This window comes from Undibacterium sp. Di27W (assembly GCF_049340345.1).
GTDB lineage: Bacteria > Pseudomonadota > Gammaproteobacteria > Burkholderiales > Burkholderiaceae_D > Undibacterium.
On the sequence record NZ_JBMPOS010000010.1, the window covers coordinates 217,245 to 242,074 of the forward strand.

Genomic DNA, 24,830 nt, shown 5'->3' on the forward strand with positions numbered 1-24,830 from the left:
GCTGGAAGGCTAAAGCGGCGTTTTTTTATTCAGGTCAGTGATTTAAACTGGCAGGGCAATCTGGTGATCAACGCTGAATTGATAATCGCGGAACACATGTTCTGCGCTCAGCAATTCATACGTACCATCCGGCAATTTGCGGGTCGTATCTTTCAGGCGGTAAGTCATCTGGCCACAAGTCCAGCAATTGAAGTTGCGCATATGCGTGCACAGGCAAGTCTTGTCCATGACTGAGACTTTCTTGGCATCCGGATTGGCCGCCACTTCACGGTTATAAGAAGTGATGTAAGCGCAATTACCGTTACCATCCAGCAGGTAACCATAGGATTCGCAACCAGGGCGTATGCCATCGCCTATCGCTGGCGTGTTCTTCAGCATGCGCATGGGGTAGCCGGTAGGCGAGATATTATTGACTTCGATATCGTTTTCACTGGCCTTGAAATATTCCTGCTTGACGCTGGCAGGCAAACCGCATTCATTGGTGACCGTGAAGCGTGTTGCTACCTGCACCCCGGCCGCACCGTTTTCCATGAAAGATACGGCGTCGCTGCCGGTGAAAATGCCACCCGCTGCAATTAACGGGATATCCAGGTTTTCTGTTTTCAGATACTGAGAGATTTCAGTGATGATGGTTTGCAGATCATATTCAGCCCAATCCATCCCAAAACCCAGATGGCCACCAGCCAGCGGGCCTTCTACGATGACATAGTCAGGCAAGCGGTTCAGGCGGGAATTCTTGCGCAGAAATAATTGCAGCGCACGTACTGAAGAAACGATGATGCCCAGCTTGGCATCACGAAAGCGTGGGTGCTCAGCGATCAGGCCAAAGGAACCCAGATGCAGACCAGCACTCATGGTGATGCCATCAATACCAGCATCGAGTGAAGATTCCAGGCGTACCTTGAGGGTTTCGCGCGGGCCGTTCATGGTCAGTTTTTCCATGCAGTTGACAAAGATCATGCCCGAGCCCTGCTTGGCTTCCATGGTCTTGCCTATATGCAGGCGGGTAGCTTCGGCCAGCTGCTCCAGATTGAACTTGATGTCAGTCTTGTCGGAGTTGTTAATATTGTATTTGTAGAATTTGGTCTTTTCCTTGACGAAGCTGGTGTCAAATCGACGATCAGAGACATCCTGTACCATGGCATCAGAAATATGGCCAATACCGCCGAGACGTGCAGCAACCAGAGCCAGTTCAGCAGTGGAAATATCGACGCCCATGCCACCGATCATGATAGGAACCAGCTCATCTTTGCCCAGCTTCAGGCGGAAATCATCTACACGTTTCATTGTTATCCTTGACACATTTGCTCAAAAGTAAATCACGCGACGCACATACTATCGTTACATATTGCATATTCTGGCTGACAAGCCCGAAGACGAACGAGATTGTAAGCCAGGGCCAGCCCCTACAGTTAAGATTATATTCTGTACAGCAGGTAAATACCTGGCCACAGGCCTTATCTCTTGCTATTTGACCAACGTAATTTAGCCCAAGCCGCTTGTTGACTTGCATTCAGGAAAGTCCAGGCGACCAAGCGGCTCTCTTTATTGCCCTGGCTCATGATAATGGTTTTCTGATCACAGGCTTTGACCTGCTTCAATGCTGCATGGATAGCCGGTAAATTGGCTGACTTCGAGACCAGGCTGGAAAACCATAAAATTTTTGTGGGTATGCTGGCGCTTTCCACTATCATTTTCTTGATAAACGCCAATTCTCCACCTGCACACCAGAGTTCTGCATCCTGGCCACTGAAATTCAACACGGGTTCGGCAGACGCTGCATTGCCGGTTTTCTTCAGATTTTCCCATTTGCGCAGACTGCCTGCCCGTGCTTCTTCTGCAGAGGTATGAAAAGGTGGATTGCACAGGCTGACATCAAACCATTCGTCATCGGCGACTATGCCCTTGAACAGCGACTGTGGATCAGGTTGATGGCGTAGCTGTATCTGCTTGCCCAGATCTGGATTGCGATCAAGTATGCCCTGGGCATTTGCCAGTGAAGCTGCATTGATGTCGCTGGCACAAAATGACCAGCCATATTCGCTGACACCCAGCAGGGGGTAGATGCAACTGGCCCCGGTACCTATGTCGAGAGCAAGTAGCTGCCTGCCTTTCGGTACGCGACCCTGATTACTGGCCGCCAGCAAGTCCGCCAGATAATGCAGGTAGTCTGCCCTGCCGGGGACAGGCGGGCAGAGATTTCCCGACGGAATATCCCATTCACGCACGCCGTAACTGGTTTGCAGCAAAGCCTGGTTCAGCAGTTTGACGGCTTGTGGATCGGAAAAATCGATGGTGGCCAGCCCATCCGGATTATTCACCATGTATGGTGCCAGCCCAGGCACAGCCTGGATCAGGGCCGGCAAATCATAACGCCCTTGATGGCGATTGCGCGGATGCAGCAACTGGCTGGCAGCTGGTTTACTTTTATCGCTATTGCTTTTGTTGCTCATGAAGAACTGTCCATTATTTTGCAAGACCCGCTCGGGCTAGATATTCGATATTGTCCCATGAAGGGCAAAGGTGCTGTGCTTAGTCAAATGAGTCAAATTAGTCAAACCAGGACATTGGCCTGGAGTAAATATGTCTGACCAGACTCTGGCTATACTTAAGTAGGGGCCAGCATATCCTTGCCAAGGATGTAAAATTCCGTAAGTGTTTTATTTATCTGCAAACGCCATTGCTAGAATCTGGCCACTCAAATTCCTGGCCCGCAGCGAGTAATGGGCTCATGATGCGAAGTCCTATTTGAGTATAGCCAGGATAAATCAGCCATGCGTCTGCGGTGCTTGATGCGCCTCGTACATCTTATTGAAAGGTTTAATAAATGAAGAATATCGCTCTTGTCGGCAGTCTGGCTGCTGTCTCCTTGTTGTCCGCTTGCTCGACTGCACCTGTCAATCATAGTGCTCCGGCAACTCCGGTGGCACAGCAAGTCACTGTCCCGGCCAATCTGCAAGCCCCTGCTGGCGAAGTGTTGGCTTTCCAGATGGCGGCAACAGGCGTCCAAATCTATGACTGCAAGGCCAATAAAGACGTCGCCAAAAAATTTGAATGGGTATTCCGTGCACCAGAAGCCGAGTTATATGCCAGCCATGACAGCAGCAACCTCAAATTGGGCAAGCACTATGCTGGCCCGACCTGGGAAGGCAATGATGGCAGCAAGGTAGTTGGCGAGGTTGCCTCCAAAAGCGACAGTCCTGAAAGCAATGCCATTCCATGGTTATTACTGAAAGCCAAATCCAATACTGGCACAGGTACTTTTGCCAGGATCACCAGCATACAACGTGTGGTCACAGTAGGCGGCAAAGCACCTCTGACAGGCTGCTCGGATTTCCAGCTGGGTGCGGAAACACGCACCCCATATAAAGCACTTTATAATTTCTACAAGGCAAATTAATTGCCTTTAGGTATTATTAAGTATTAATATGAGTTCATAATAGGCTTCCCTCTATGAACTCATATTGCAATGATACTGGACGGTTTTGATCTCGCCATCTTGCGCTATCTACAAAAGAATAGCCGCCATTCAGCCGAGTTGATCGGGGCTGACATAGGCTTGTCTGCCACTGCCGTGCAAAGACGCATACGCAAATTGCGGGAAGAAGGCGTGATCAGGGCCGAGGTGGCGATCGTCGCCCCGCAAGCGGTGGGTTATCCCCTGACTGTTATGGTCGAAGTCGCTTTCAAGCAAGGCCTGGGCGATGTCATCGACAGTTTCAAGCAAAATATGCAAGCTCTGGCAGAAGTACAGCAATGCTTTTACCTTGCGGGTGAATTTGATTTCATGCTCATTGTGCAAACCACAGACATGGCTGCCTATGAGCGCTTCACCCGCGCGGTACTCTTTGTCAATGAGAATATCCTCAAGTTCCGTACCACGGTCGTCATGGATACAGTCAAGCAAAGTTATTGCCTGCCGATTTAAACTTGCGCATCGAGTGCAGCAAACACTTCTTTCGCCGCAAACAAGCCGTTCAAAGCGGCCGGAAAGCCAGCATATACTGCCATTTGCATGATGACTTCGGTGACTTCTTCTCTTGTGCAACCAACATTCAAAGCAGCCTGGAGATGAACCTTCAGCTGGGGCGTGGCATTGCCCAATGCTGTCAATGCTGCTACAACGGCGATTTCACGCGATTTCAAATCCAGTTGCGGGCGTGAATAGATATCCCCAAAAGGAAACTCTATCAGGTAGCGGGCAAAGTCAGGTGCTATATCAGCCAGGGCTTCGATTACTTTTTCACCGGCCTCACCATCGATTTCCTTGAGTTTTGCCCAGCCACGTTGATAACGTTCATTGCTTGATACATTGCTGCTTTGATTCATGATCAGACTTTCTTTTTCTTGCCAGGCTTATTACTTATCATCTTTTGATAAATCTGGATCTTGTCATCCAGTGCACTGGCATTCGCCACAAGCTCAGAGATAGTGGTGGCCAGACGCTGACGATGGAGCTTCAACATCGTCAGCCGTTCTTGCAAACTCATCTCCCCCTGTGCCCTGAGCTGTGCATACTCGCGTATCTCAGCCAGGGGCATGCCAGTCTGCTTCAAGCGTAGTACAAACGCCAGCACCAATACATCCTGGGAGTTATAGCGTCTGTGGCCGTTATCTGCCCGGTTTGCTGCCTGCAATACCCCCGCTTTTTCATAAAAACGCAGGGTATGGGCAGACAAACCTGTCAGGGCCGCCAGCTCGCTGATGGAAATGAATTGTTTGGTCACGGTATGATCTTAGAAGTTAGAGTGCACTCTAAGTCAAGCATACAGGAAAAATAATATTCCACTCACAAGTCGAAGGGATCGCGGCAGAGTTCTTGCAGAAGCAGGTCGCGATGATGAAATATCCTGTGGTGATCGCGGCATACGGTAGTGCAAAGATATTCCTCATTCAATGCCTGCAATGCCTGGGCATAAGCGGCAGACCTGGTATCTGGCTGGCCCAGATAGCGAGCGGCGGCGATAGCTTCGTAGAATTGCTGGTATGCTGTAAGTGCTTCGGCTTGCGGGGCCTGTTTCTCATAGACGCCAAAGTATTGATCAGCGTCGTCATAGTCTTGTATCCAGCCGCGCGCAACGATATCAAATTCACCGCTGGCCACACATGTATAGACTTCTGCCGCATTCTTCGTGCGTATTAATTCACAATGGATGCCGCAAGCCTGCAGCAATTCTATGGCGCAATCCAGGGCTGTGCTTAATGGCCCGCGCCCGGCGGCATAGATGATGCGCACGGCAGTGTCAGAAAAATGCTGGCTCCAGCGCTGCTGGAATACTGCCAGACTGATCTCGCTCACCGCGCCTGAGGGAATAGCCAGGATATCTGCGGGAATAAAATCAGCATGATAAAGCGCCACCAGTTTTTTCCTGACTTGCTGCTGCAATAGCGCATGAAAATCTTTACGTATTTCTAACTGATTGAACACACCTGCTGCATTCAAAATCAACATGCCGGACCAGCGGTCACGCAGTGGCGTGCTATGCATGCCTTGCATGTCATCCAGTTTTAATTGATGCTGGCGTTCCAGCAGGGCAGCATCTGCTGTGCTGGATTGTAAGGTCTGCACTATCGCATCAAATTCATCATGGACTTGTATGCAGATATCTTCGGGCAATTGACGCTGGCCTGCATAGTGCTGATTGCGATGCAAGCGTATTTCGGTCGTACTTTTGGAGCTGATCAGCATGGGGCCGGAACCGATGATCTTATCTTCAGCTATCTGCAGACTTATCCCCATGGCAGGGTGAGCAAGAATTTCCAGTAAGGAGCAATATGGCTGCTGCAATTGTATGAACAAGCGGCTTTGTTCATCATTGGCATACAGGCCAGCCGGTATCTCGCCTTCAGCACAGGCGGCAGCCCCCAGTATCAATTCGCGCAAGATATTAGCAAAAATAGAGCTTGATGCAGGCCAGACATGGCGTGCCAGGCTGTGCGTTACATGGCTAGCCGACACCGTCTGGCCATCCGTAAAACAGGCAGGTGCAATGGCAAATGACCATAGGCGATAATCATCAGAATGCATCCAGCTGCTGGCCAGATCAGCAACAGGGATATCACCTGAGCGATTGATGCGTAACAAGGTCTGGTAAAGCAGCGAGCTGAGCGGATGGCATACTGAATCCGTCTTGAGCGGGTCTGGATGAAATAGATGTTTTAAGGTGGCGATCTGCAGCATCATCATAGAAAAGGGAAATCGTCAAAACCCTATTTTCCATTTTCAGTCATGCAGGCAAGCGGCGAAATTCATGAAAAAAAGCCGTCGCACAGCGAATTTGGCTATCCATGTGGCAGTTCAAAGCGATAACCTACACCATACACAGAATGCAGGCATTCATGCTCGGGTAATTTACCCTGTATTTTTTTGCGTATATTCTTGATATGGGTATCGACTGTTCTGTCATTGATGTCGCGCTGGTCTTCATGGGCGAAATCGAGCAATTGCTGGCGTGAATATACTCGCTCGGGATGATTGATGAATTCCGCCAGCAAGCGATATTCCACAGGTGTCAAATTCAGGGGCTGGGTATCTACCAATATGCGCAATTGCTGTTTGTCTATGGTGAAGCGTGATGGTGCCATTGCTGGTGACTTATCATGAGCAGCCATACTGCGGCGCAAATGCACCTTGACTCTTGCTACTACTTCACGCGGGCTGAAGGGTTTGCAGACATAGTCATCCGCCCCGGTTTCCAGGCCCAGCAATCTATCAACTTCTTCCACCCTGGCGGTCAGCATGATGATGGGAACCTGGCTGAACTTGCGCACCTCCCTGCAGATGCTGATACCGTCCAGCTCAGGCAACATCAGGTCCAGCAAGATCAGCTCAGGCGGCGACTGGCGTATTTGTTCCAGAGCCAGCCTGCCATTGATTTCATGGCTGACCTGGTAAGCGGCAGCCAGCAAATAATCCTTGAGCAAGGCAGCAATCTTCACATCATCTTCAACGATGAAGATACGGGCAGTAGTATCCATGCCTGATCCTAGGGAGTTTTAATATAGGGTAATTGTATAAGTATTTTCACGCCACCCAATTGTGAGGCTGTGGCGCTGATACGTCCACCATGGGCTTCTACAATCACTTTGCAGATGGACAGACCCAGGCCGCTGCCACCATTGGCGCGGCTGCGGGCGTTGTCGGCGCGATACAGGCGATCAAATAGCAAGGCGTGTTTGCCGTCGGCGACGCCGGGGGCACTGTCTTCCAGGCTCAGCTCCAGCAGTGCACCATTACGTTGCAGGCTGCATACAATCTGGCCACCGCTATCGGTATAGCGTATACAGTTTTCCAGTAAATTACCCAATACCTGGGTCAGACGACCACCGTCGGCCCTGATCCAGGCGGGCATATCATCTAGCTGGCTTTCCAGGCGCAAACCGGCTTGCTCTATGCGCAAGGCAAAGCGTTGCAGGAGATCTGCCAGCAAGGGGCGTAAATCCATGGCGACAAACTGGTAATGCAGGTCGCCACTATCGGCCAGCGTCAACTGACGTATATCATCAACCAGTTTATTCAGGTGGCGCACTTCTGCATGCAGGGATTCCAGCGCTGCCGGTGTGATATGGCGCACGCCATCTATCAGCGCCTCTATCTCACCCTGGATGACGGTCAGCGGTGTGCGCAATTCATGCGAGATATCGGCCAGCATCTTGCTTCTTTGTGTTTCATTTCTTTCCAGGTTTTGCGCCATGCTGTTGATGTCGCGGGCCAGGTCACCGAGCTCATCCTGGCTGATGATTTCTGCCCTGGCATCAAGCTGGCCCTTGGAGATTTTTGCCGTGACCTGGTGCAAGGATTTCAAGGGACGCAATAAATGCCTGGCCAGCCACAGTGAAAATACCAGGGCGACCAGGATCAGCGTCAGTGCCAACCAAAGTGTGTGACGTATCTGCACGCTGACAAAGTCAATCGCACTGGCATTCGAGATTTGCCGCAAAGGGGCTAGCCGTATCGTGCCTATTCTTTCATTGCCCAGCATGATGGCCTGTATGCTGCCGCCCGGCGCATCGCCCGGGCCTATCAATGCCGTGCCATGCTTGTCTATCAACGACAGCCTTTGGCCAAAACCCATCGGATCAATAGGTGGCCTTTGTTCAGGCGGCGCATCACGCGGTGGCCGGTCTTGCGCGCGCGGAGGAGGTGGCGGGCGCCGCTCATCGCGATCGCCCCTATCGTCAGCCGCGGCTTCACGCTGCCGTCTGCGCGGTGGCGGCGCAGGCGCATCTTCATTTTCTGGACGTGGCTGATTGCGTATCTGGTCCAGCAAGTCACGCATGGGACGGCGGTTTGCCTGGAAACGGTCAAAATTGCCATTCTGGCGATAATCTTCTGCCAGCAATTTACTGAGCCTGACCAGGTCTTGCCTTTCGAGATCGCTCAGATAAGCAATAAAGCCACTTTTCAGGTTTTGACTGGTGACCCAGGCCAGCGTGCCTATGCTGATGATGACGATGGCAGTAATGGCCAGGGCAAGCTTGCGGGCGATGGTCAGGCGCATACTTTTTCAGGGCTCCAGCGAAAATTAATAATAGTAATAATTTGCCATAGTGCCAGGCAATTATGGAGGAATCGTGAAGTAAACACGATGGCCTGCTCACAATTATTTTTCTGCTATTTCTTTTTGGCTGAATTCAAAAAAATTCTGATTCTCCATTTTTTCTTCACATTCGGCAGACATCCTGTACCCAGTCTCAGATCCCGGACATGAGTATGACGGGCTACTTGAGTAGCAAAAAATTTAACTACCAGGGGACTTCAAATGAAACCACAATTGAAATCACAAACCGGCTACCGCAGGGTACAGCTATCCATCGCCATTCTTATGGCATTCAGTCTGGCTGCTTGCGGTGGTGATGCCGGGACGGCGGCTACCAGCAATACAGGCAATGTACAGGCACCGCCAGTCAGTACATCTGCCAGCATAGGGACATCTGCACCACCACCAGCGGCACCGCTGACAGATACACCTACACTGGTGCCGATTGCCAATGGCGAAGGAGCTGCCTTGACGGTATCGACCACTGGAGCCATCGACAAGAGCAATGCCTTTTTCAAAGCCTTTGGCAATGGTCGCAGCTGCGCCAGTTGCCATCAGGAAGGCCAGGGCTGGAGCGTGCGTCCGGATAATTTGCAAGACAGGTTCACCCAGAGCAATGGCAATGACCCCATCTTTCGTTTGAATGATGGCGCAAATTCACCCAATGCCCAGGTCGCGACGATTGATCAAAAACGCCTGGCATATAATCTCTTGCTGAGCAAAGGGCTCATCAGGGTAGGCCTGGCCGTACCTGCCGATGCCGAGTTTACCCTGGTCAAGGCTGATGATCCTTACGGCTATGCCAGCGCCAAGGAATTGTCCCTGTTCCGCCGTCCGTTGCCAACCACGAATTTGAAATTCCTGAGTACCGTAATGTGGGATGGCCGTGAAACGTTCACCGATGCCAAGTCCAATCTTTGCATACGTAATACCCGTCCGTTGCAATGCTTCTCGACTACCGATTTTGATTTGCTGCACCAGTCGAATAGCGCAGTAACCGGCCATGCACAAGCTGCGCAAGGCTTGACAGCGGCAGAGCAGCGCAGCATCGTGGACTTTGAAAAGACTTTATTCACCGCACAAATCACTAGCCTGGTTGCGGGTAATCTGACCGACGCCGGAGCCAGAGGTGGCCCTGCCGAGTTGGCCAGGAATAATTTTTATTTTGGTATCAATGACCTTGATGCCGGAGACTATATAACGGGTGCACCGTTTGACCGCAATGTCATGACCATGTTCACCAGCTGGCGCGGCCTGGACCGGCCTGCGCCACCCAATCCACCGGCACAAGGGCGCCCGCCACAGCCACCGCAAACGCCTCAGGCACCATCGGCCATCAACCTTGCCAGGGCATCCATCGCCAGGGGAGAGCAAATATTTAATAACAAGCCCTTCAATATTACCCGCGTTGCCGGTTTCAATGATGAATTACGCCTGCCCTTGCAACGTGCCACGTGCACCAGTTGCCATAGCGTAGGCAATGTGGGTACGCATTCCGTACCGCGCCTGTTCAACACTGGTGTGGCAGATGCCAGCCTGCGTACGCCGGACATGCCTTTATATACGCTGAAAAATAAACTGACCGGCGAAGTAGTGCAAACTACCGACCCCGGCAGTGCCATGGCAACTGGAAAATGGAAAGACATAGGCCGCTTCAAAGTGCCCAGTCTGCGTGCCATAGAAGCGCGTTCACCTTACTTTCATAATGGCGGCATGGTGGAGTTGACTGATGTAGTGAAATTCTATGACAAGCGCTTCAATATAGGTTTTACTCCGCAAGAGATTGTTGATTTGACGGAGTTTTTGAAGGTGCTGTAATGTAATTTTAATGGTGCTTTAGCAGCATAGTAAAAGAGCAGGCTCAAGGGCCTGCTCTAGTTTTTAGTTTGAATTTAGTTTGAATAGAAACAGCGCCCACAGACATGCTGGTAGCGCTCATTGCCACCGATATCAATTTGCTCGCCAGATTTCATGCGCCTGCCGTTTTCATCTACACGAATATTCATCGTCGCTTTTTTTCCGCAGGCACAGATATTTTTTAGTTCTTCTATATCGTCGGCCAATGCCAGCAAGTAGCTGGAACCGGTAAATGGTTCACCCAGAAAATCACTGCGCAAGCCATAACAAATCACCGGTACGCCACGTACTTGCGCCAGCTGATGCAGTTGACGTACCTGGTCTGCTGACAAGAATTGCGCTTCATCAACGAGTACGCAACTGACTTGCGGTGCTTCTGCCAGAAAATCAAAATACGCATCAAAGACTTCTGCCTGCCTTTGCGGGCCCAGGCGTGAGGTGACTTTACCTGCGCCATAACGGTTATCGATGGCTGCTGTGTAGAGCCGGACTTTTTGTCCCTGCTCTTCGTAGTTGTGGGCAACTTGTAAAAGTGCCGTGGATTTTCCTGCGTTCATTGCTGAATATCTGAAGTAGAGCTTGGCCATGCCTGTTTCCTGTTTTTTTTGAAACTGTTATAAGTATTGCTGGTGAGAACAGTCTTTAATTAATGATTGGCTGATTCAATTTTATTGAAGAAAATTTTTTTATATGAAGCTCTTGAAACTCTTGGCCCCAGTACCATTTTCTAATCAGCAGATGCTCAAATGCGAGGTTTGCTGAAGAAGTAAAGGTAGTAGTTTTAAAGCAGTAGTTTCAAAAAAGAGTTTCTAAACATTTAATTTATATCGCTTCAATTTATAAGGATATTATCATGCGTAATTTTGACTTCGCTCCTCTGTATCGTTCCGCTATCGGTTTTGACCGTCTCGCACAATTGTTTGATGACGCACAACGTACAGAAAATGCACCCAGCTATCCCCCATACAATATCGAGTTGATTGCAGAAGATAAATATGCAATCACCATGGCAGTTGCCGGGTTCGATCGCAGTGAACTCGATATAGAAACCGAGCGCGATACTCTGAAAATTGTAGGCCGCCGCCAAAAGGCAGAAGGCGCACGCAACTTCCTGCACCGTGGTATTGCCTCACGTGATTTTGAACACCGTTTCCGCCTCGCCGATCATGTCAAAGTCGTCACCGCACGCCTCGACAATGGTTTGTTGAGTATAGAACTGGTGCGTGAAATCCCAGAAGCACACAAACCACGTCGCATTCTGATTGATGCCGAAAATCTGCAACTGGTAGAACAGCAGGCTCAGGTGCAAAATCAATTGCAACGCCAGGTTGCTTAAGTAATATCAAGCAATAAATTTGGCCCATGCGTACACATGGGCCAGTCTCCAAAAATGAAGTTAAAAAGCATGGGCTTGCCCATGCTTTTTATGTTCCGTTTGCCTGCAATGCGACAGGCTTATTTTATTTCCTTATTTCACTTCCTTATTTCACTTCCTTATTTCATCTGATATGCCGTGCTTTGTTGCAGCTTGATTCTGGCAATCGCCAGAGTGGCTTCTGCCTGCAGATAAGCCTGGTAAATTTCATCGGCATTGCGTTGGGCATTCAAAAGTTCCAGCATGGAGGCTGCCCCTTTGCGATAGCTGGTGCGCACGCTCTGTAGCAAACGGTCGGAATCATCGAGTACGTGCTCCTTATAGTTTTTGATATTTTGCAAAGCAGCCTGATATTGCAGATAGCTGCCCCTTACCTCAGTTTCTGCCTTCATCAGGGTCGAGCGCAATTGTAGTTGCGCCTGTGTCAGTGCTGATTGCGCCTGGCTTAATTCGCCACTTTGCATGCGTGAAAAAGGAATAGGAATCGTGACCGTCAGGCTCAGCGGATTCGAGCGCTCAGCAGGAGAATTCGTCACCACACCACTGGCATTTTGTATGGCATTCACCCTTGGGGTATTTTTCATGCCAAGATTGATCACAGGATCTATCCAGCGATTGGCTCTTGCCAGTTCTATATTGTCTTTGGCATTCTCGCTGGCTGAGCGTGCTACCTGTATGTCTTCCCGTTTTTCCAGGGCTTGCCGTGTCAGGGTGGCGAGGTCTGTCGTCATCTCATCCTGGTTGCTGCTGCAATCGATTTTCCTGTCTGCAAAAATCTCCTGGTAGCTCTTTCCCAGGAAATTCGATAATTGTGCTTCGGCGTTGATGGTGTCAGCGCGGGCGCTGGTGACATCCATGGCAAAGCGATCGGCTTCGACTTTTGATTGCACCAGTTCCTGCTTGCCTATGTCGCCAGTTTTAAAGCGTGTCTCATTCATCTTCACAATATCGCGCATGGTATTCAGGCTGCTGTCCCGGCGTGCCAGCGACATCGCAGAGCGGCAGGCTTCTGTAAAAGCGTTGGAAGCATCGCTCAGCAGTTGCCGCCGGTAGGCTGAGACACTGGCTTCGGTCAGGCGTACATTGCTTTCGGCGGCCTGTATCCTTGCCCCACGCTTGTTGGCTGTTTCCAGAGTAATGGCGATACCTGCTATCGACGTGGTCGCGGTATTGGGCTTGTTCGGGCCATACATTTCCCTGGAGTCAATACCTGCCGTCAATTGTGGGTCTGGCCGCACACCGGCGATGGAAATACCAGCCCTGGCACTGGCTATCAGTTCTTGCTGCGCCTGCAAATCGAGACTATTGCTTTCTACCGCAGCCAGGTATTGCTGCATGCTGACCGTTGCTGTCGGTGCAGTTACCTGTGCATGTGCAGGCAATTGCAAGAACAATGGCAGCAGGCTGCACATCAGCGGCAGTACACGGGCTGTTTTTATCTTAAATTTTTGCATGATGATTCCTTACACTGCGTCTGCTGCGCTGGCATCATGGTGCGCTGCAGCTTTACTGTTTTTGTTTTCTATATATTTTTCTATCAGGTAGTAGAGACCTGGCAGCCATACCAAAGTCAGGCCGGTTGCCGTGATCAAACCACCCACCACAACCGTGGCAAGCGGGCGCTGCACGTCACTGCCCAGGCCGTGGGCAATGGCGGCGGGCAGCAAGCCCAGCGCGGCAACACTGGCCGTCATCAAGACTGGACGGAAGCGTTCGCGTGCGCCATGCAGTACCACATCCTGTAGAGACAGTTTGCCTTCGGCACGCAGGCGATTCAGATTTGATACCATCAAAATCCCATCCATCACGGCCACCCCAAACAGGGCGATAAAGCCAACCGCGCTCGATACATTCAGTGTCATGCCGCGCAAATGCAGTGCGCACAAACCACCGATAGCACCGAGGGGCACGGCCATCAGTATCAGCGCCGGTTGACGCAGGTTCCTGAATTGCCCGAACAGCAAAATAAACATCAAGGCCACCACGACAGGCAAAATCACTGCCAGCCTGGCCTGGGCCCGCTGCTGGTTCTCGAACTGGCCACCCCAGGTAATCTGGAATTTGGAATGATCGTAGTTGACTTTGGATTCCACCTGTTCCTTGGCATCATCGAGGAAAGAAGCCAGATCACGCCCTTTCAGGCCCAAACCTACAGTCAGGTGACGCTTGCCCATTTCCCGCGTGATGGTGCTTTCGCCATCATCCAGGCGTATGCTGGCTACCTGCGCCAGCGGGATTTTGGCACCGCTGGAGGAGGTCAGCATCAGGTTGCCCAGGGCATCCGGCGTACTGCGCGATGCCTTATTGAAGCGTATGCCTATGTCATAGTGGCGTTCGTCAATAAACAACTGGGCTATGGGCTTGCCACCTATGCCCGTGCCTATCAGGTCGGTGATATCGGCGACATTAACGCCATATCGTGCAGACGCGGCGCGATCGACTTCTATGCGTATCTGCGGCAAAGGTGGTTCCTGTTCGATAATGACATTTTCTGCACCAGGTACGGCTTTCAGGGTGTTTTCTACTTCCCTGGCAATACGGCGTGATTCCTTGAAATCATTGCCATACACTTTGGCGACCAGATCACTGTGGGCGCCGGCGAGTTTGTCCAGTACACCATCTATCATCGGTTGTGTGAAGCCGACATGGGTGCCGGGCAACTTCTCAAAGCGCTGTGCCATTTTTTCTATGAGTTCCTGTTTGCTCCAGCCAGATTTCCAGGTGTCATACGGGTGCAGGGTGACACTGACCTCGATATGGGAAGGCGTCCACGGGTCCGTGCCTTCATCGTTGCGCCCCAGTTGCGTGACGATGGCAGACACTTCTTTGAACTCCATCGTGGCTTTCCTGAGTTCATCAGACATGCTGCTAGCTTTTTCCAGAGAAATCCCGGGTGGCAAAGTGACTTGCAGCCAGATCGAACCCTCATCCAGGGTAGGTAAGAAATCACGGCCTATGCTGGCACCGAGGCCAACGACGGCGGCGAAGGCAAACACAAAAGCCGCAATCGTTAACCGGGGTGAGTTGACAACTTTCTCCAGGACTGGTTTATAAATGGAGGCAAATTTTTCCAACACCGGATTATGGAATACCTTGCGCGGTTTTTTATAGGCTACATAGGCCAGTCCGGGTATCAGTACCAGTGAAACCACCAGTGCACCGAGCAGGGCAAAGCCTATCGCAAATGCCATAGGTGAAAATAACTTGTACTCTATGCGCTGAAACATGAACAGCGGCAGGTAAGCCGTGATAATCACGACCATACCGAAAAAGATGGGTTTGCTGACTTGCAGGGCGGCTGTCATGACATCTTTGGCTGTCAGGGGTTTGCCGCCATCTTCTTCAAACTTGCGCAGTATCTGTTCCATGACCACAATCGCACCATCCACCACGATACCGAAATCGATGGAACCGAGTGACAGCAAATTGGCCGGTATCTTGAAGTGATGCATGAAGATGAAAGCAGTCAGCAAAGACATGGGTATCGTCACCGCAACAATCAGCGCGGCACGCGGGCTACCAAGGAAGAGCAGTAACACCAGCGTCACCAGTACCATGCCTTCGAGCAGGGTTCTGCCTACTGTGTGCAGAGTCGCCTCTACCAGCATGGTGCGGTCCAGATAAGGTACGACCTTGACATCCTTGGGCAAGACATTCTCATTCAAATCCTTGACCGCCGCATGCACGCCTTCCAGTACCTTGGATGGATTTTGGCCTTTGAGCAGCAAAGTGATGCCCTCTACCGTATCGGGGTTTTCATTCTTGCCGAGTATGCCACTGCGTTCCTGATTGCCCAGCTTGACTTCACCGAGGTCTTTCAGCAAGACTGGCACGCCATTTTTTTGCGTGATCATGATATTGCCCAGATCATCGAGGCCACTGATCAGGCCTATGCCGCGTACCACAAAACCTTGCTGCCCGCGTGTCAATATGCTGCCGCCGGCACTGGCGTTATTGGCATTGATGGCTTGCGTGATTTGCGCGAGGCTCAGATTATATTTACTGAGTTTTTCAGGTTCAAATTCCAGCTGGAACTGGGTGGTGATACCTCCAAAATTGGTGACATCGGCCACACCCGCCACCTGCTTCAGACGTGGGATCACTTTCCAGAACTGCAGTTCGGACAATTCACGCAAGTCACGACTTTTCGATTCCAGCGTGTAGCGATATATCTCCCCTATAGGTGAGGTCAGCGGGTCAAGACCAGGCTGCGCACCATAGGGCAGGGTAACGGCGCTGATGCGCTCCTGCAAACGCTGGCGTGACCAGTAATCTTCGGTACCATCCTGGAACACGACGGTGATCAGGGACAGGCCAAAAGTGCTTTTGGAACGCATCACGTGCATGCCGGGCGTGCCCATGATTTCGCGTTCCAGCGGTATCGTGATCTGTTTTTCAACTTCTTCCGCTGCCAGGCCACTGACTTGTGTCACCACCTGCGAAGTGGTATCGGCGATATCCGGATACGCTTCCAGCGGCAACTGGTTCCAGCAGTAGATGCCATACATGGCGACCAGGATAAAGACCAGCCAGACGATGCCGCGCCGGGCGAAACTGACTTTGACGATATTTTCAATCATTGAGTAGCACTCCCTCTTTGATGACAATACGCTCGCCCGCTTTCAGGCCAGACAGGATTTCCAGTTTATCGCCGACTTGCGCACCGGTCTTGACGATGCGCGGTTCAAACACCCAGGGTGTTTTTTCTACAAATACACGGGTATTGAAACCATTCTGCACTACGGCTGAGGCAGGGATGGCAGGTGCCTGATGGGCTTGTCCGCTGAGATTGACCTTGGCATACATGCCAGGTTTGAAACGCCCGGCCTTGTTGTCAATCGCAATCCTGAGCTTGACGCTGCGGGTATCTGCATCAATGACATCGCCGACATAACGTATCTTGCCTTCGAAGACTTCATTGTCATAGGCATTCAGCGTGATTTTGGCGGCTTGTCCGGCAAACACCAGTGACAGGTCTTTTTCAGAGACACTGGCCGTCATCCAGACAGTTGACAAGTCAGCCACGGTCATCAAGGGGGCGTTGGTGTCATTCCAGAAACCACCTTGCGCGGCGCTTAATTCGATGACACGTCCGGCAATCGGCGAACGCAACTGATAATGGTGACCGGCACCACTATCCTGGCTGACGCCCAGTTGTGCCAGCCGGGCTTTGGTCCTGCCCACTTCTGAGCTGGCCTGGGAATAATCTGCTTCGGCCTGTTCATAATCTTTGCGTGCAGCAATTTCTGCATCGACCAGGTCTTTCTGGCGCTGCAGATTGCGTTTAGACAATAAAAGCGCGCTTTGTGCCTTGCTGGCATCGCTATAGGCTGTGGCAATATCTGCAGAATCTATGGAAAACAGCACATCGCCCACGCTGACTTTGTCGCCCAGACGTTTGTTCAACTGCAGTATGCGCCCGGCTACCGGGGGGACTACCTTGATGGACGTTGCCGCGTCCAGCTCTATCGTGCCGGGTATGATGATGGCGCGTTCTACCGTCTGTTCAGTGACCGCGGCAACCACGATAGACTTGCGCAAGGGCGATGCCTCAGGCAGGCGTATGCCAGTTGCCTCCCTGACCAGGGGCAACTTGGCTTCATCTGCCGCTTCTTTTTTGGATGCCGGTGCCTCTGCCTTGTTGCAGCCAGACAGCAGCATGCTCAGACAGACGGGGGCGAGCAGTACGCCTAGCGTATGCAAACTGGTATTGTTTTTATTCATTTCCACCTCAAGGGAATTCACCTGACAGCAAAGCAAACCAAGGCAGCCAGGTGTTTGCCGCAGCAAATAGTCAATTACAAATTTTGGGGCAGGATAGCAAGGCATTCTGTCGTCAACATGACAGGAGGCTGACAATAAGCTGACAATGAAAAATAAGCGGGAGCAGGCTTGGAATAGAGGTCAAAGAGGTAGAATGTCCGGGTTGTTCATATGCTCATTCGGATATTTTATGCATGTCTTGTTAGTTGAAGATGACACCGTGATTGCGGATGGCATCTCCAAAAATCTCAAAGCCCACGGTATGGTGATTGACGTTGTCCATAATGGTCTCGACGCGCTGGCGGCATTACAGCGTTCAGAAATTTCCATCATGGTGCTCGATATTGGCATTCCCGGCATTGATGGCTTTGAGGTCGTCAGGCGTTTGCGTAGTCAGAATGCTAATTTGCCGGTGTTGTTGCTGACAGCAAGAGATTCCATCCAGGACCGTGTGCATGGGCTGGAACTGGGCGCCGATGATTATCTGGTCAAACCCTTCGCTACACCAGAATTGGTGGCGCGTATCAAGGCCCTGGTCAGGCGCAGTTCACCAGAAGCCACGGCCATGCAACTGGCCGGATTGACACTGGACCAGAATGCCAAGCGCGCCCGTGTGAATGGCCAGACAATTGAATTGTCGGTACGGGAATGGGCTGTGCTGGAATACCTGATGCTGCAGGTCGCCCGTGTGGTGTCCAAGCAGCAAATTATTGATGCCATCCTGCCCTGGGGCGAGGACATCACGCTCAATGCGGTGGAAGTGTATGTCTCACGCATACGCAGTAAAATCCTCGACGCTGGTGTCACCATCAGGACCATCAGGGGCTTTGGCTATATGCTGGAGAAAGCCAGTTGATGAATGCCAGCATACGCCTGCGATTGCTGAAATGGCTGATCGCACCCTTGTTGATCACCAACATCCTCGGTGCCATCCTGATTTATCGTCTGGCCTGGGAACCTGCCAATGCCGCTTTTGATGAAGGCCTGACAGATACTGCCTGGGCACTGGTGCCGAGGTTGAAACTGGCCAGTGCCGATGTCGCTATTGACTTGCCACCGCAAGCGGAACAGGTATTGCGCGTTGGCCATTTTGATCCCATCTATTTCATTGTCAGGAATGCCGCAGGCAAAACTATTGCCGGTGATGCCGATTTCCCTTCCTTGCGCACTTCCGAGCAATTGAATGAACCCCTGGCCTACGATGGCATGATGCGCGGCGGCGGGATACGTGTCATTTCACTCAAGGCCATGGTCGATGGCAAGCCAGTCTTTATCGGCGTAGGCGAGACCCTGAGACGCAGGAATAATATCCGTTCCGAGATTTTTACCACTCTGCTGCTGATGGAAGGTTTGCTGGCAGTCATGTCCATCCTCATCGTCTGGTTTGCGGTATCTAAAGGTTTGTTGCCTTTGAAGAAAATGCGCGCTGACCTGGATTCGCGCAGTTATGATGATTTGTCCCTGATTGACGTCGAGCATAACGCACTGGAATTGCAGCCATTGGTAATGGCACTCAATGATTTGCTGGCTAAAGTACAGGTGGGCGCTGCTGCGCAACGTGATTTTGTTGCGAACGTGGCGCATCAGTTGAGAACACCACTGGCTGGCCTGAAAATGCAGATCGAATGGTTGCAGCAGCGCTATGTAGCCGATGAAGAAACCAGTCGCTCCATAGAATTGATGCTGTCGTCCAGCGAGCGCGTGATACGACAGACCAATCAATTCCTGTCACTGGCCAGGGCAGAGCCCAGCCAGTTTGTTGAAGCTTATCTGGAGAAGGTGACACTGAACAAACTGGTGGAAGAAGCCATACAGCACTTCATAGAAGAGGCCGACAAAAAGAATATTGATCTGGGCTTTGATTTATCGCCCGGCGATATCATGGGAAACCGCTTTTTGTTGCGCGACCTGATAGATAACCTGATCGACAATGCGATTCGTTATACCCCGGCACAGGGAACCATCACTGTCAGTTGTCTGAGCCTGCAAGATCAGGTACTGCTGCAAGTCGAAGATTCCGGCCCCGGCATTGCGCCTTCAGATCAGGAGTTGATCTTCAACCGTTTTTATCGTGTCAGTGATCAGTCAAACGGCAGTGGCCTGGGGCTGGCCATCGTCAGGGATATTGCAACAGACCATAAGGCGGAGATCAAGGTGCTGACTGGCAGCCAGGGACAGGGAACAATTTTTGAGGTGATCTTTCCCCGGTATAAAAACTAAAGCGCAACGCGTATTGTTTTATACCGGGTGTTGCCATTAAGTCCGTATGATTTAAGAGCGTATGATGTTTGATGCATTGACTTCACGGATATCTTTGGTCCCCGTCAAGGCCATGCTGACATCCAGTTCACTCTGCAGGATTTCCAGCATTTTAGTGACACCTGCCTCACCCATGGCACCCAGGCTATACAAAAAAGCACGGCCTATCATGCTGCCCTTGGCACCCAGGGCAGTGGCCTTGAGTATGTCTTGTCCTGTGCGTATGCCACCGTCAAACCAGACTTCCGTCTGGTGACCGACCGCATCGACGATCGCTGGCAATGCCTGTATCGATGACATCGCACCATCAAGCTGGCGACCACCGTGGTTACTGACGACGATGGCATCAGCACCGGCAGCGACTGCCAGTCTGGCATCTTCGACATCAAGTATGCCTTTCAGTATCAGCTTGCCGCCCCATTCTTTCTTGATCCAGGCCACATCATCCCAGCTCAGCGTGGGGTCGAACTGGCTTGCGGTCCATTGGCTCAAGGTGACTATGCCATCACCGCCTTTGACATGGCCGACGAGGTTGCCAAAAGTCTTGCGACCAGTCAGGGCACGCAAAGCCCAGGCTGGTTTGGTGGCGAGATCGATGACGTTTGCCAGGGTCAGCCTGGGCGGTACCGACATACCGTTTTTCAAGTCTTTGTGACGTTGTCCCAAAATCTGCAAATCCAGTGTCAGCACCAAGGCCGAGCATTTGGCATTCTTTGCTCTTTGTATGAGTTCCTTGACGAAGCCGCGGTCGCGCATGACATACAGCTGAAACCAGAACGGCTTGCTGGTGACACTGGCGACATCTTCTATCGAACAGATGCTCATGGTCGATAAGGTAAAGGGGATGCCGAATTTTTCTGCCGCAATCGCCCCCAGCATTTCACCATTGGCCCATTGCATGCCTGTCAGGCCGGTAGGTGCTATCGCCACTGGCATGGCTACTTCCTGGCCTATCATGGTGGTGCGGGTAGAACGGTGTTCCACATTGATGGCAACTCGCTGCCTCAGCTTGATGGCTGCCAGGTCACTGGTATTGGCCTTGTAAGTCGCTTCTGTGTAAGAGCCGCTGTCTGCGTAATCATAAAATGCCTTGGGTACACGTTTTTTTGCCAGCAGGCGCAGGTCTTCTACACAGGTAATGACGGGCATGAGGGATGACTCCAGCTAAATAAATATAATATGGATCTAGTGTAGGGGATAAGCATCATTGCATGGCAGAAAAGCTTTCAGACTTTGCATGAAGGATTTTCAGCATTGCGGGAAACTATTCAAGGAAACGTGCAGAGATCAGCCCGCGCAGCCATTGATTACCTGCATCCTGATTATAGCGTCTGTGCCAGAACATATTGGTTTGCAGAGCAGGCAGGCGCAAGGGTGGCTTGACGTAGCGCAAACCAAAGGGGGCGGCTGCTCGCTCAGCCAGTTTTTGCGGCACGGTCACCAGCAGATCATTGCTACTAACAATATATGGCACGGCAACAAAATGGGGGACGCGCAAATGGGCGGCTGCGCTGATGCCTGCTTTTTCCAGGCTTTGGTTGACTTTGGCATAAGGGTTTTCATTTGATGCAACAATCAAATGGCGTGCGGCCAGAAAATCCTTCATCTCCAGCCTGTCAGCCGCCAGTGGATGGCTTTGCCGGAACAGGCAGACATAGTTTTGCTTGAACAGGCGGCGCTGGTACCAGGCATCTGACAAATGATCAAAAGCGCCTATGGCCAGATCCACACGGCCTGATTCCATTTCTGTTTTCAAATCAATATCACTGGCACGCACGGTGGACAGCTGTACTTGTGGTGCCTGGGTATGCAGGAATTCTGCCAGTATAGGCATGAAATACACCTCTCCCACGTCTGTCATGGCGATCGTGAAATGGCGCTTGCTGCTGGTGGGGTCAAAATTTTCCTGACGGTTCAGGGCCTGGGTGATATGGGTGAGTGCCAGTGCCACAGGCTCGGCCAGTTGCTCGGCCAGCGCCGTGGGTTGCATGCCTGTTGCCGTACGTACAAATAATTCATCATCAAAACTGCGTCTTAACCGTGCCAGGGCATTGCTGACCGCTGGTTGCGACAAGCCCAGCTTGCGAGCGACGGAAGATATCTGGCGGTCTTGGTACACTTCCTGGAAGACCACCAGCAGGTTCAAGTCTATGTCTTTGGGTTCCAGCATATTATTCCAGCCTTATTGTTCAATATTATTGCGCAGTATTATTCATAATATGAATGTAGTACATTTTTGTATTTATATCGTAAAACACGGCGCTTTGCATTAAAGTTCAGGTCTGTTCAAACACAAATGGCAGGATCAGCGATGAGCAAGCACGACACAAGAGAAGTTCAACTTCAATATCAGACTGGTTTCGCGAATGAGTTCGCCACCGAGGCATTGCCAGATGCCTTGCCCAAGAGCCAGAATTCCCCACAGAAATGCGCCTATGGCCTGTATGCCGAGCAAATCTCAGGCACGGCCTTTACTGCCCCGCGCCATGTGAATCGCCGTTCCTGGGCATACCGCATTCGCCCGGCTGCCATGCACCAGCCCTTCCAGCAAGCCAGCAATGGCCGCATGACAAATGATTTCGGCGCGACACCAACTACGCCAAATCAATTGCGCTGGGACCCCATGCCCATACCAACTGAGGCAACTGATTTTGTCGATGGCTGGATGACCATGGCAGGCAATGGTTCGGCTGATGCCCAGACCGGCTGTGCCATCCATATCTACACAGCCAACCGTGACATGACGTCACGTTTCTTTTATGACGCCGATGCTGAGCTGCTCATCATCCCCCAGCAGGGTCGCCTGCATATCCGCACTGAAATGGGTTTGCTTGATATAGAGCCACAAGAAATCGCCGTGATACCGCGTGGCGTGCGCTTCCAGGTGCATCTGCCAGATGGCGAGGCGCGTGGCTATGTATGTGAAAACTTTGGCTCCATCTTGAAGTTGCCTGACCTTGGTGTCATCGGCTCCAATGGTCTGGCCAATCCGCGTGATTTCCAGACCCCGGTTGCCTGGTATGAAGACAAGGAAGGTGATTTTGAATTGCTGGCAAAGTTCAGCGGTAATCTGTGGTCGGCAAAAATAGGTCACTCACCTTTGGATGTGGTGGCCTGGCATGGCAATTTTGCGCCTTATAAATATGATTTGCGCCACTTCAATACTATAGGCTCCATCAGTTATGACCATCCTGATCCATCGATCTTTTTGGTCTTGCAGGCTGCCAGCGATACACCGGGCGTGGATACCATAGATTTCGTGATCTTCCCACCACGCTGGCTGGCAGCAGAAAATACCTTCCGCCCACCCTGGTTCCATCGCAATATCGCCAGTGAATTCATGGGGCTTATCCATGGCCAGTATGATGCCAAGTCCACCGGTTTCCGCCCTGGTGGTGCCAGCCTGCATAATTGCATGAGCGGCCATGGCCCGGATGCGCCGACTTTTGACAAGGCATCCGCAGCAGATACCAGCAAACCACATAAAGTCGATGATACGATGGCGTTCATGATAGAAACGCGTAATATCATCAAACCTACCCGCGCCGCTATGGAAGCGCCGCAATTGCAGGCTGACTATTATCAGTGCTGGCAAGGTATCAAGAAAAATTTCAATCCGGAGCAAAAATAAATGACGGTACAACTTAACGAAACCCATGATGTAGGCTTGCGCAGCTGGGTAGCATCAGCCAACCAGGCTGACACGGATTTTCCTCTGCAAAACCTGCCATATGGCGTATTTCGTCGCCAGGGTAGCAGCCAGGCATTTCGCATCGGTATTGCGATTGGTGATCAGATCCTGGATCTGGCAGCAGCGCACGCTGCCCATGCCTTTGCCGGTTATACAGAATTGCAGGGTGGGCATTTCACCAATGCTGTCAATGCCAGCAACCTCAATGCCCTGATGGGTTTGGGCGCACCGGTCTGGGCGGCATTGCGCCTGGCCCTGTCACGTGTCTTGCGCGAAGGTGCAAGCCTGCAAGGTGCATTGCAAGCCTGCCTGCTGGCGCAAAGTGCGGCAGAATTTGCCTTGCCTGCGCATATCGGGGATTACACTGACTTTTATACCTCTGTCCATCATGCGACGGCAGTTGGTAAGTTGTTCCGCCCGGATAATCCTTTGCTGCCGAATTACAAATGGGTGCCTATCGGCTACCATGGCCGTGCATCTTCCATAGGCGTATCGGGCCAGCAATTCCGCCGCCCTATAGGTCAGACCAAACCACCGACATCTGAGACACCGGTGTTTGGCCCGGCCAAACGCATGGATTATGAAATGGAAATTGGCATCTTCGTCGGCCCCGGCAATGCCCTTGGCGATGTCATCAATATGGACAAGGCAGAATCGCATATCTTTGGCCTGTGCCTGTTGAATGACTGGTCAGCCCGTGATGTGCAGGCCTGGGAATACCAGCCGCTGGGCCCTTTCCTGGCCAAGAATTTTGCCTCCACCATTTCCCCCTGGGTAGTGACGCTGGAAGCCCTGGCACCTTACCGCCATGCCTGGACGCGCGATGCAGAAGACCCGCAACCCATGGCGTATCTGGACGCACCAGATTTGCGTGACAGCGGTGCCTTTGATGTGCAGCTTGAAGTCTTGCTGCAGACGGAAAAAATGCGTGCAGCAGGTGTGCCTGCCGAACGTTTATCCTTGTCGAATTTCCGTCATTCATACTGGACGATAGCGCAGTTGATTACCCATCATACGGTCAATGGTTGCAACCTGAATCCTGGTGATTTGCTGGGCTCGGGCACGCAATCCGGTCCATTGGCAGACGAAGCTGGTTCCTTGCTGGAACTCACTGAAGGTGGCAAGAAGGCACTGACTTTCAGTAACGGTGAGCAGCGCATTTTCATGGAAGATGGCGATGCCATCATCATGCGCGGCTGGGCACAGAAAGAAGGTTGTGCACGGATAGGCTTTGGTGAGGTTGTGGGCACTTTGTTGCCAGCCAGAGTTTAAATGACCGTGCTCTAATTATCGTCGCTCCTGCGCAGGCAGGAGCCTAGGGGCGTTCGTCGCATGCCGTACTTTA

Annotated in this window: 21 protein-coding genes; 8 read left to right on the forward strand and 13 right to left on the reverse strand. The window is 51.6% G+C overall.

What is annotated here, in order from left to right:
- Window positions 1–42 precede the first annotated feature (42 nt).
- Window positions 43–1,287: a nitronate monooxygenase gene (locus ACO0LF_RS20325; RefSeq protein ID WP_423005412.1), complete on the reverse strand. Its 1,245-nt coding sequence runs from the start codon at window positions 1,285–1,287 to the stop codon at window positions 43–45.
- A gap of 170 nt (window positions 1,288–1,457) precedes the next feature.
- Window positions 1,458–2,453: a 23S rRNA (adenine(1618)-N(6))-methyltransferase RlmF gene (gene rlmF / locus ACO0LF_RS20330; RefSeq protein WP_423017311.1), complete on the reverse strand. Its 996-nt coding sequence runs from the start codon at window positions 2,451–2,453 to the stop codon at window positions 1,458–1,460.
- Between the two features lie 374 nt (window positions 2,454–2,827).
- Here rlmF and ACO0LF_RS20335 point away from each other — a divergent pair, with 374 nt between their 5' ends.
- The gene (locus ACO0LF_RS20335; RefSeq protein WP_423017313.1) at window positions 2,828–3,400 is read left to right on the forward strand and encodes a DUF3455 domain-containing protein; all 573 of its coding nucleotides are present in this window, start codon (window positions 2,828–2,830) and stop codon (window positions 3,398–3,400) included.
- Between the two features lie 69 nt (window positions 3,401–3,469).
- Complete coding sequence (locus tag ACO0LF_RS20340) at window positions 3,470–3,928, forward strand: Lrp/AsnC family transcriptional regulator (protein ID WP_423005406.1); 459 nt, start codon at window positions 3,470–3,472, stop codon at window positions 3,926–3,928.
- Here the strand turns inward: ACO0LF_RS20340 and ACO0LF_RS20345 are convergent.
- The 5 genes from ACO0LF_RS20345 to ACO0LF_RS20365 form a co-directional block, all read right to left on the reverse strand.
- On the reverse strand, window positions 3,925–4,329 hold the full coding sequence (locus ACO0LF_RS20345; protein ID WP_423017315.1) for a carboxymuconolactone decarboxylase family protein: 405 nt from the start codon (window positions 4,327–4,329) through the stop codon (window positions 3,925–3,927). The genes ACO0LF_RS20340 and ACO0LF_RS20345 overlap by 4 nt on opposite strands.
- Before the next feature lie 2 nt (window positions 4,330–4,331).
- Window positions 4,332–4,727 carry a MerR family transcriptional regulator gene (locus ACO0LF_RS20350; RefSeq protein ID WP_423017317.1) on the reverse strand — a complete coding sequence of 132 codons (396 nt, stop codon included), beginning with the start codon at window positions 4,725–4,727 and terminating at the stop codon, window positions 4,332–4,334.
- Window positions 4,728–4,789: 62 nt separating this feature from the next.
- Window positions 4,790–6,187: an ABC transporter substrate-binding protein gene (locus ACO0LF_RS20355; RefSeq protein WP_423017319.1), complete on the reverse strand. Its 1,398-nt coding sequence runs from the start codon at window positions 6,185–6,187 to the stop codon at window positions 4,790–4,792.
- A gap of 95 nt (window positions 6,188–6,282) precedes the next feature.
- Window positions 6,283–6,978 (reverse strand): response regulator, encoded by a 696-nt coding sequence (locus ACO0LF_RS20360; protein WP_423017321.1) that lies wholly within the window; start codon window positions 6,976–6,978, stop codon window positions 6,283–6,285.
- Between the two features lie 8 nt (window positions 6,979–6,986).
- Window positions 6,987–8,501 (reverse strand): ATP-binding protein, encoded by a 1,515-nt coding sequence (locus ACO0LF_RS20365; protein WP_423017323.1) that lies wholly within the window; start codon window positions 8,499–8,501, stop codon window positions 6,987–6,989.
- 261 nt (window positions 8,502–8,762) lie between these two features.
- Here ACO0LF_RS20365 and ACO0LF_RS20370 point away from each other — a divergent pair, with 261 nt between their 5' ends.
- The gene (locus ACO0LF_RS20370; protein WP_423017325.1) at window positions 8,763–10,358 is read left to right on the forward strand and encodes a cytochrome C; all 1,596 of its coding nucleotides are present in this window, start codon (window positions 8,763–8,765) and stop codon (window positions 10,356–10,358) included.
- A gap of 74 nt (window positions 10,359–10,432) precedes the next feature.
- On the opposite strand, the gene ACO0LF_RS20375 is transcribed toward ACO0LF_RS20370, so the two are convergent.
- The gene (locus ACO0LF_RS20375) at window positions 10,433–10,984 is read right to left on the reverse strand and encodes a thymidine kinase (RefSeq protein ID WP_423017327.1); all 552 of its coding nucleotides are present in this window, start codon (window positions 10,982–10,984) and stop codon (window positions 10,433–10,435) included.
- A gap of 266 nt (window positions 10,985–11,250) precedes the next feature.
- Here ACO0LF_RS20375 and ACO0LF_RS20380 point away from each other — a divergent pair, with 266 nt between their 5' ends.
- Window positions 11,251–11,733, forward strand: coding sequence for an Hsp20 family protein (locus ACO0LF_RS20380; RefSeq protein WP_422949074.1), 483 nt, complete (start codon window positions 11,251–11,253; stop codon window positions 11,731–11,733).
- 158 nt (window positions 11,734–11,891) lie between these two features.
- On the opposite strand, the gene ACO0LF_RS20385 is transcribed toward ACO0LF_RS20380, so the two are convergent.
- Genes ACO0LF_RS20385 through ACO0LF_RS20395 form a run of 3 tightly spaced genes read right to left on the reverse strand, consistent with a single transcriptional unit; the run spans window position 11,892 to window position 17,496 of the window.
- Window positions 11,892–13,226, reverse strand: a complete 1,335-nt coding sequence (locus ACO0LF_RS20385) for a TolC family protein (protein WP_423017329.1) — start codon at window positions 13,224–13,226, stop codon at window positions 11,892–11,894.
- Window positions 13,227–13,235: 9 nt separating this feature from the next.
- Window positions 13,236–16,352: an efflux RND transporter permease subunit gene (locus ACO0LF_RS20390; protein WP_423017331.1), complete on the reverse strand. Its 3,117-nt coding sequence runs from the start codon at window positions 16,350–16,352 to the stop codon at window positions 13,236–13,238.
- Window positions 16,345–17,496, reverse strand: coding sequence for an efflux RND transporter periplasmic adaptor subunit (locus ACO0LF_RS20395; protein WP_423017333.1), 1,152 nt, complete (start codon window positions 17,494–17,496; stop codon window positions 16,345–16,347). The genes ACO0LF_RS20390 and ACO0LF_RS20395 overlap by 8 nt, the downstream gene beginning before the upstream one ends.
- 229 nt (window positions 17,497–17,725) lie before the next feature.
- Between ACO0LF_RS20395 and ACO0LF_RS20400 the strand changes: the two genes are divergently transcribed.
- Both ACO0LF_RS20400 and ACO0LF_RS20405 read left to right on the forward strand, forming a co-directional pair.
- Complete coding sequence (locus tag ACO0LF_RS20400) at window positions 17,726–18,391, forward strand: response regulator transcription factor (RefSeq protein ID WP_423017335.1); 666 nt, start codon at window positions 17,726–17,728, stop codon at window positions 18,389–18,391.
- Window positions 18,391–19,755 carry a sensor histidine kinase N-terminal domain-containing protein gene (locus ACO0LF_RS20405; protein WP_423017337.1) on the forward strand — a complete coding sequence of 455 codons (1,365 nt, stop codon included), beginning with the start codon at window positions 18,391–18,393 and terminating at the stop codon, window positions 19,753–19,755. The genes ACO0LF_RS20400 and ACO0LF_RS20405 overlap by 1 nt, the downstream gene beginning before the upstream one ends.
- 51 nt (window positions 19,756–19,806) lie before the next feature.
- Here ACO0LF_RS20405 and ACO0LF_RS20410 read toward each other — a convergent pair whose 3' ends face one another.
- Together ACO0LF_RS20410 and ACO0LF_RS20415 are read right to left on the reverse strand one after the other, a co-directional pair.
- Window positions 19,807–20,943, reverse strand: a complete 1,137-nt coding sequence (locus ACO0LF_RS20410; RefSeq protein WP_423017339.1) for an alpha-hydroxy acid oxidase — start codon at window positions 20,941–20,943, stop codon at window positions 19,807–19,809.
- 115 nt (window positions 20,944–21,058) lie between these two features.
- Window positions 21,059–21,964 (reverse strand): LysR family transcriptional regulator, encoded by a 906-nt coding sequence (locus tag ACO0LF_RS20415; protein ID WP_423017341.1) that lies wholly within the window; start codon window positions 21,962–21,964, stop codon window positions 21,059–21,061.
- Between the two features lie 141 nt (window positions 21,965–22,105).
- On the opposite strand from ACO0LF_RS20415, the gene hmgA reads away from it, so the two are divergent.
- Both hmgA and fahA read left to right on the forward strand, forming a co-directional pair.
- A complete protein-coding gene (gene hmgA, locus ACO0LF_RS20420; protein WP_423017343.1) occupies window positions 22,106–23,425 on the forward strand; it encodes a homogentisate 1,2-dioxygenase in 1,320 nt (439 codons plus the stop codon).
- Window positions 23,426–24,757 carry a fumarylacetoacetase gene (fahA, locus tag ACO0LF_RS20425; protein WP_423017345.1) on the forward strand — a complete coding sequence of 444 codons (1,332 nt, stop codon included), beginning with the start codon at window positions 23,426–23,428 and terminating at the stop codon, window positions 24,755–24,757.
- Window positions 24,758–24,830 lie beyond the last annotated feature (73 nt).